At 44.7% G+C, this 4593-nt stretch carries 5 protein-coding genes and 1 pseudogene; 2 read left to right on the forward strand and 4 right to left on the reverse strand.

Annotated features, from left to right (window positions below; translation table 11 throughout):
* From F6K20_RS25295 to F6K20_RS25305, 3 genes are all read right to left on the reverse strand, one after another.
* The coding region (locus tag F6K20_RS25295) for a nitrilase-related carbon-nitrogen hydrolase (protein ID WP_287296474.1) at positions 1–509 on the reverse strand (509 nt) is incomplete at its 3' end.
* 113 nt (positions 510–622) lie between these two features.
* Positions 623–1057: a universal stress protein gene (locus tag F6K20_RS25300; protein ID WP_287265938.1), complete on the reverse strand. Its 435-nt coding sequence runs from the start codon at positions 1055–1057 to the stop codon at positions 623–625.
* A gap of 47 nt (positions 1058–1104) precedes the next feature.
* Positions 1105–2589, reverse strand: coding sequence for an alanine/glycine:cation symporter family protein (locus F6K20_RS25305; protein WP_502708044.1), 1485 nt, complete (start codon positions 2587–2589; stop codon positions 1105–1107).
* A gap of 585 nt (positions 2590–3174) precedes the next feature.
* Here F6K20_RS25305 and rplU point away from each other — a divergent pair.
* On the forward strand, positions 3175–3612 hold the full coding sequence (gene rplU, locus F6K20_RS25310) for a 50S ribosomal protein L21 (RefSeq protein WP_008188488.1): 438 nt from the start codon (positions 3175–3177) through the stop codon (positions 3610–3612).
* 76 nt (positions 3613–3688) lie between these two features.
* Positions 3689–3961, forward strand: a complete 273-nt coding sequence (gene rpmA, locus F6K20_RS25315; protein ID WP_008188487.1) for a 50S ribosomal protein L27 — start codon at positions 3689–3691, stop codon at positions 3959–3961.
* 425 nt (positions 3962–4386) lie between these two features.
* On the opposite strand, the pseudogene F6K20_RS25320 reads toward rpmA, so the two are convergent.
* Positions 4387–4593: pseudogene (locus tag F6K20_RS25320) on the reverse strand (heterodisulfide reductase); the annotation flags it as partial.

The raw sequence follows: 4593 nt of genomic DNA on the forward strand, positions 1-4593 counted from the left end.
TGGGATAAGTGTCTGTATAGTTCCGAGAATCGGACATCATAACACACAGAGAGTCCCAAATTGCCGAATTCTGGGGACGAGTAGACCTTGGGTAGTTCAGTTCCAGCCTTAACTGTCTCTGATTCTCTATAGGTATTCCCATCAGGAAGGTTAACATCAAATAGATGAGCTTTATGGTAGCGAGCTAGTTCATTGCCACTCGAACCGATGAGTAGGGCAGTATTGTAGACTTTACTAGTACCCACTGGTACGGGAAAGCCACCACCAAGGATGGTGACCTGGAACCGTTGCGCCATAGTTTTGATGAATTGTTCACTTTGCTCTGCGATCGCATCAGCGTGGGTAATTTTGTCTTCCTCTGTACCAAGAAAAGAAAAGTTTTCCGGTAAGCTAATCAGCTCAGCACCACGACGCACGGCTAGGTCGATCAGTTCTTCTGCCTGAACTAGGTTTTTTTCTAGGTCAGGGGAGCTAGTCATTTGAATGGCAGCTGCAAGATAGCACTTCATTATGATTCAACCCTAGAGTTTTCAATATAGACAGATATTAAATCTGATATTAAATCTATTTTCTATATTTTCCCCAGAATGCCCCAAACCAAATTAAAAAAAATTAATCACTGTTAGACTTCCCGTCGCAGAACCAGCACTGGACAGTGGGCAAATCGAACCACTCGCTCAGCTACTGACCCCAAGACAAATCGTTTCAGACCGGTATAGCCATGAGATGGGATCACAATCAGGTCAATAGCTTGTTCCCTGGCGTAGTCGATGATGTTTGAGGCAGGATTTCCGATGGTGACGTTGATATGAATTCCTTGGTATAGAGGTTCCTTGAATCTCTCAGAAAGCACGTTTTCCACATGGGATTTACGAGTCTGGCTATCTACCGTACGCCACATAACTCCCGGTTCACCAGGGTTGAGAGGAGGTAGGACATGGATAACGTATATATGAGATGCATCCTTGACAAAGTCTATTGTTTTTTCTAAAGCCTCAAAGGAGGTTTCAGAAAAATCAATTGGGACAAGTATACGGTCGGTGGCAAATAAGCTCATAGATTCACTCCTATGGCTTGTTTAAAAATATTATAAATACTAATCTTCTAGGAAGATTGAGTGACGGTAACTATTTTTCCAGCATTCAAGCGGTCCATATAGTCTTTAAGTTCAGTGGCTACTTTGCTACAGAGTAAGTAGCCACCGAAAAGATTAGGTAAACCCATAGAAAAAAGCATACTATCACTGAAATTAATGACTGCTTCTGGGTTAGCCACAGCTCCAATAAAGATGGTGATAAGAAATAATACTTTGTAGACAATCAACGTTCTCGAACCAAACAAATAATCCCAACAGATTTCACCATAGTAACTCCATGAAATCATGGTAGAGAAAGCAAAAAAGAACACAGAGATGGCAAGGAGGATGGGAAACCAACTAATTACACTCCCAAAAGCAGCAGCGGTCATTTCGGCACCACCGAAGTCAGCAAACTCAGGATTTTTGTATACTCCAGTGATGACTATTACTAGAGAAGTCATATTGCAGATGACCACAGTAACAATAAAAGGTTCGAGTAGGGCTATAATTCCTTCCCGCACTGGTTCCTCAGTCCTGGCAGCGGCGTGAGCCATGGCAGATGAACCAATACCTGCCTCATTAGTAAAGGTTGAACGCCTTAATCCCTGTACTAACACCCCAATCAAACCTCCCTCAACGGCTTGGGGAGAGAAGGCTTCTGTCACAATAGTTTCGATGGCAGATGGGATGCTGGAAAAATTGACAATTAGAATCCAGAGGGATGTCAAAATGTAGATCCCACACATGACGGGTACGATGGTACCAGCCACTAAGCCAATACGTTGAATGCCACCAATAATCACCAATGTCACTAGGCCAACCAGAATTAATCCATAAAGCCAGCCTCGATTGATCAGCCAGGGGACTACGCTGGCCATTACTTCAAAGGATTGGTTAGCTTGAAACATGCTCGAACCACCAAATGACCCAGCAATAGCAAAGATGCAAAATAGGAGGCTCACAATTTTCCCGAGTTTTTGATATCCCATTTCGGCTAAACCAGCCGAGAGGTAATACATTGGACCACCAGCTATAGTTCCGTCTGGTCTGACCACTCGATATTTTTGAGCCAGGGTACATTCTACAAATTTACTGCTCATGGCAAATAAGCCAGCAAGGGTCATCCAGAACGCAGCTCCTGGTCCTCCGATACTGATGGCAAAGGCAACACCGCCAATGCTACCGAGTCCAACACCAGCGGATAGGGCAGTTGATAGAGCTTGAAAGGAAGAGATTTCACCGTTTTGGTTGGGTTGCTCGTATTTGCCTAAGGCGATGTCAATGGCGTGTCGAAATCCCCAGATGTTGATGAAGTTCATCCTGAAGGTGAAGAATAGGCTACCACAGACTAGCCACAAGACAATCAGTGGCATACCACCGATGCTAAAGAAGAGTACATTAGATATGCCATTTAAGATTTGGTTAACAATAGCGGTGAGGTTAGTTAGAACCGAGTTGTTTGCTGCTAGAGCTAGAGTGGATGAGTAAAAAAAAATAGGATTTAGTGTCAACGTCTTTTAGCAATACTTTTTTACCAGGACTTACCGAGATTTCGAAGGGCAAAAGCCTTTAACTTATAGTTATGGGAATGAGCCCGTGGGGAATAAATTCCCCGTGAGCTAATTTTTATCTGGAATGCCGATACTGGCTATTTAGTATATAATAAAGAAGTGATCAAGCTGGGAAAATTACTCTTTGATATAAGTAGGCAGCGTAAAGAATGTGTCAAGAAAATGCACATTGCGCAAGTCTGGTCTAACGATCTGGTCGCCTGCGAAAGTCATTGGACAAAAAATTAGACAAAGCCTGGCAAGTCTTAGCAAAAACCATGAGTACGGTGGGGCACACCGGAACTTAGATCCATGATCTGAACGCTTGGGGAGATTTGGCCTCTACTGTGCTTGGTGTAAACCTGTCATGGCAAGTCAAGTCGTGGAGCCAAGAATCCCCCGGCTTATAGCTGTGGGGAGTGTCAAGTGTACTTTCCTGCTCGGATCAGGTGAAGGCATAGCAAAAGCTGGCACAACCAAGAAATCCTATCCATCGGAACAAACACTAACCAGCTACCTGTACGGCAACTATAGAAAAACAAATCCATGACCTACGCAATTATCGAAACTGGTGGCAAGCAACTGCGAGTCGAACCCGGTCGCTTTTACGACATCGAACTACTGCACGTTGAACCAGAGCAAAATGTCACCATCGACAAAGTCCTGTTCGTTAATCATGATGGTGAAATCAGCATCGGTCAGCCCTTAGTTGAAGGAGCAACCGTACAAGGAACGGTGATGCGACACTTTCGCGATCGCAAAATCATCGTCTACAAAATGCAGCCCAAGAAGAAAACCCGTAAGAAGCGGGGACACAGACAGGAAAAAACCCGTCTGATGATTGATGCTATTAGTATGAATGGTTCTGTGCTCGCCTCGGTTTCCAAAGCAGAGGAAGCACCAGTCTCAGCAGAAACTGCCCCTGAAGCACCAGCAACTGAAGCACCAGCAACTCAGGAAACCGCTGAAACTGCTCCGGAATAGTTTATGGCTCAGACTTGTGCATAGGGCAAAATTACCTCAAAATTCCCGTAAAAACACCTAAATATAAAGGAACATTATGGCTCATAAGAAAGGAACAGGAAGTACTCGTAACGGTCGTGACTCTAATTCCAAACGCCTAGGGGTCAAGCGCTACGGTGGTCAGTTTGTCAAGGCTGGCAACATCTTGGTACGTCAGCGAGGTACTAAGGTTCATCCTGGTACCAATGTTGGTCGCGGCGGTGATGACACTCTATTTGCCATGGCTGATGGCATAGTCACTTTTGAAAGAAGGGGCAAAAGCCAAAAAAAAGTCAGCGTTTACCCGGTTGAAACCGAAGCATCAGCTTAGATACAACAGTTTATAGTTGAGACTGAAATCCCTCCATCAGCAGTTGGCTGCTGTTGATGGTAACTGATGAGGCACCCCCGAGGGGGTGCTTTTCTCTTGAAAATATGTCTGGCAAAGACAAAAGGTAATGGGTAATGGGTAATCGTTAACTACCAATTACCCATTACCCGATAAGGGAGATGATAATTAGTCAACCGGTAAGCATTCAGCCGTCAGCTGTCAGCCGTCAGCTTTTAGCTCACGGCTGACAGCTTAAAATAAACCTTGAAAAGGATAATTTAATAGTTCCAGATTAATGAGAATTGAAAGTCTGGGGATTTGCCCTTGGCCGATAGCCACGCATCGCGCATAAGCTGATAGCTGATAGCTGATAGCTGAATGCTTACGTCAACCGGATTTAGACTTCACACTTGATAGGTCACACTTCATACTTTATGGCCCAACTTCTCTAATACAGGTCCAGTCGAAACCACGTGCCGTTCTAAACCCAGTTGCTTTGGACTAACCCCTAGCGCTAGGGCAACTAACTGGGGTAAATGCAATACTGGTAACCTGAACTGACGCCCAATCACCTTTTCTACCTCCGGTTGACGGGAGTCCAGATTAAGATGACACAACGGACAAGGGGTCAC

Source organism: Moorena sp. SIO2C4, from assembly GCF_010672485.1.
GTDB lineage: Bacteria > Cyanobacteriota > Cyanobacteriia > Cyanobacteriales > Coleofasciculaceae > Moorena > Moorena producens.

Coding starts and splice junctions, on each gene's coding strand:
- F6K20_RS25300 (WP_287265938.1), bottom strand. CDS start 1,057: ATGAGCTTATTTGCCACCGACCGTATACTTGTCCCAATTGATTTTTCT.
- rplU (WP_008188488.1), top strand. CDS start 3,175: ATGACCTACGCAATTATCGAAACTGGTGGCAAGCAACTGCGAGTCGAA.
- rpmA (WP_008188487.1), top strand. CDS start 3,689: ATGGCTCATAAGAAAGGAACAGGAAGTACTCGTAACGGTCGTGACTCT.